Genomic DNA, 3,384 nt, shown 5'->3' with positions numbered 1-3,384 from the left:
CCATCTGGACTATACATTCCAAATAGCATTCCCATTAATGTAGATTTACCTGCTCCATTTTCTCCTAAAAGAGCATGAATTTCTCCCTTTTTAAGTTGTAAAGTAACATTATCATTTGCTACAATACCCGGAAATTCTTTTCGAATATTAAGCATCTCTACTACATAACTCATGAGTTTCCTCCCTATCTTATTTTATTTATATATGTATTGGCTTGATTATGTTTTTTTGTTAAATTAATCTAATTATATCTTTATAGAAGAAAAAGACGGTTTTCCGCCTTTTCCCTTTATTTATTAAGCCTAAATTACTTAATTAAATCCCCTTGTTCTGCCTTAACTTCTATTTCCCCATTTTTTATTTTATTATACACTTCATCTACTTTTGTTATAGTATCAGCACTTAAATTTGGATTGTTTTCTGGAATACCGATACCATCATTTTTAGCATTAAATTTTAAAGTTTCTCCACCTGGAAAATTTCCTTCTAATTCATCTTTTATAACATCAAAAGTTGCTGTATCTAATTTCTTAATTGCTGAAGTTAATATTACTGATTTATTGTTTGCTTGATCATAAACACCATCTGCATATTGATCAACGTCAACTCCTACTATCCAAGCTTCTTCCCCAGCTGCTACTCTAGCTTTTGCTTCATTTATAGATCCAACACAAACTCCACCTGCTGCTACGAATATAGCTTTAACTCCATTATCATACATAGTAGCTGCTAACTGTTGTCCTGCCGCTACATTATCAAAGGATCCTTGATATACAACATTCTGAGGTTTTATGCTCATTTTTGTTCCTAAATTTTCATTAGCATAATTAACTCCTTGTTGAAATCCCCAATTAAATTTTTGAACTGAAGGAATTTCCATACCGCCAATAAATCCTAAATCCCCATCTTTTAATTCAACAGCAGTTGCAACACCAGCTAAGAATCCAGCCTCTTCCTCTGCAAAGTAAATAGCAACAGTATTATCTCCTACTTTTTCAATTCTCTCAGAACCTGTTTTTCCATTATTTGGCGTACCATCAATTAATACAAATTTTGCATCACTATATTTATCTTGAGAATTAAATATTGCAGTTTCAAATTTGAATCCAGGAGTTACTATTAATTTATATCCTGTATCATAAAGATTTCCTATTTCTTTCATATATTCTGCTTCTGTAGTTCCAGTAGGCTTTAAATAAGTAGTATTAATACTTAAATCTTCTTTTGCCTTTAATAAGCCTTCCCAAGTTCCTTGATTAAATGACTTATCGTCTATGGTTCCTGCATCAGTTACCATCCCGACTTTCTTTTTGTCTCCATCTGTACTTGATGTGCCTCCACAACCAATTAGTCCTGTAGCTATTAAAGCAGATAATGCTAAAGCTATTACTTTTTTCTTCATACATATCCTCCTTATCATTAGTTCAATAAAAGTTGTCTTTCGAACTTTCAAAGTGATTATACAATATATCATTCGCAATTTCAACAAATAAAATAGTTTTTCGACCTTAATCGACTTTGTAAAATTCGTAACTTTGTAAATTTTCAGTATTTATTAAATTATTTTTATTTTTATCAAATATTTAAATATTAATACAGATTTACTTAAAGTATTTATATTTTTTAATCAGACTATACTTTAATCATAAAAATTCTTTAAATATCTCCTTAAAGGACTCTATACTCATAGGAAAAATCCTAACTCTCTTTAAAGAATATAATCCATCATTTAGACTAGAAATTCCATACTCCGTTGTAACTGCTGCTTTAATACCTAGTTCTTTTTCTACCTCTATTGTTTCTTCATCATATTTGCCAACCGGATAACAAACATAATTACTATCTACACCAACTTTTTCTTTTAATTTATCTCTACCTTCTTTTATTATATTTAATTTATCTTCCCTTGAAAGACTTGTAAATTCAACATGTCTAGAAGTATGATTTTCAATTCCCATTCCTGATTTTTTCATTTCATTTAGCATAGATGAATTCATATAAAATCCATCATTATCAGTATTATCAGTTATTATAAAAAAAGTTGCCTTCATATTATTTTCTTTTAATATTCTATATGCCTCTGTATAATTATCTGAATATCCATCATCAAAAGTAATTGCAACTGGTTTCTTTGGTACATAACCTGTTGTATAAGCTTCTAAAACATCATCTAATAGCATTGGTGTAAATTCATTTTCTTTAAGCCATTTAATTTGATCCTCAAATTGACTTATAGGTACTAATAAACTATTATTAGAATCCATATCTGAAATTGAATGATACATTAATATGGGTATTTTAACATCATTTATATTTAATATCTCATATTTATCATCACTATTATCTTCTAGCACCTCTTTATTTTCTTCAATATTTTTATATTCATTTTCTACTGTTCCTTTATTACCACTAACCTGAACCATATTATTTTTTCCAAAATCATTATTATATAAATACCCCTTATCAAAAATAATTAATCCAGCAACTATTATTAATAACATTAGTATAAATTTTCTCTTCATATATATCCCCCTAACCAATATATACAAAATATATATTCTGTTACTTTTTTTGTCAATACGTTTCGCTTGTTTCTATTTTTTTAATATTTTCTAAATTTTTCTTAAATTATTGTTAATGACATTTTATTTTTGTATAATTAACCTAAACTAATATTAAGGAGTGTTTTTATTGTTTGGTTATGTAACTCCTCTAAAAGCTGAGCTTAAAGTTAAGGACTTTACCAAATTTAGAAGTTATTACTGCGGATTATGTTTACATATAAAAAACACTGCAGGTAATTTACCTAGAATGGTTTTAAACTATGATATGACTTTTTTAGCTGTACTTTTAGACTCTTTATCAATTAAGGAACCCAATTTTGAACTTAATCGTTGCATAGTTCATCCAAAGGAAAAAAAGCCAGTTGTTATTAATAATGATGCATTAACATATGCAGCTGCAATGAATTTGACACTTTATTATCATAAAATTAAAGATGATATCGAAGATGATAATAATATTAAAAGTAAGATTCTTGAAAAAGTTTTATACCCTTATCAAAAGAAAATTTCTAAATCCATTGATGAAATTAACACTATTATTAAAAATAATTTAAAAACACTAAGAGAATATGAAAATACTAAAAATTTCTCTTCTATAGATGAAATCTGTCATCCATTTAGTGATATAGTTGGTAATATACTAAAATGTTATCCTAATGAATTGGTTAATGATAATAATGAACTAAGAAATAACTTATATAGTTTAGGATATACTTTAGGAAAATGGATTTATTTAATTGATGCTTTTGATGATCTAAAAAAAGATATGAATGAAAATAAGTTTAATCCAATTAATTTTTTATATAATGAAGATAATAAA

At 27.2% G+C, this 3,384-nt stretch carries 4 protein-coding genes; 1 reads left to right on the top strand and 3 read right to left on the bottom strand.

The genetic code is table 11. From position 1 onward, the window contains the following. The 3 genes from H9660_RS15925 to H9660_RS15915 form a co-directional block, all read right to left on the bottom strand. A partial coding sequence (locus H9660_RS15925; RefSeq protein ID WP_191751352.1) for an ATP-binding cassette domain-containing protein occupies positions 1-173 on the bottom strand: 173 nt, incomplete at its 3' end. Between the two features lie 134 nt (positions 174-307). Further along, positions 308-1,402, bottom strand: a complete 1,095-nt coding sequence (locus H9660_RS15920) for a BMP family lipoprotein (protein WP_191751351.1) — start codon at positions 1,400-1,402, stop codon at positions 308-310. A 241-nt stretch (positions 1,403-1,643) separates the two neighbouring features. Continuing rightward, positions 1,644-2,522 (bottom strand): polysaccharide deacetylase family protein, encoded by an 879-nt coding sequence (locus H9660_RS15915; RefSeq protein ID WP_191751350.1) that lies wholly within the window; start codon positions 2,520-2,522, stop codon positions 1,644-1,646. Positions 2,523-2,691: 169 nt separating this feature from the next. On the opposite strand from H9660_RS15915, the gene H9660_RS15910 reads away from it, so the two are divergent. Beyond that, positions 2,692-3,384 (top strand): DUF5685 family protein (locus H9660_RS15910; RefSeq protein WP_191751349.1); only part of this gene is annotated, 693 nt, incomplete at its 3' end.

This window comes from Clostridium gallinarum (assembly GCF_014836325.1).
Lineage (GTDB): Bacteria > Bacillota > Clostridia > Clostridiales > Clostridiaceae > Clostridium > Clostridium gallinarum.
Note: the sequence above shows the minus strand (reverse complement) of the source record. Positions and strands in the feature narration are given on the sequence as shown.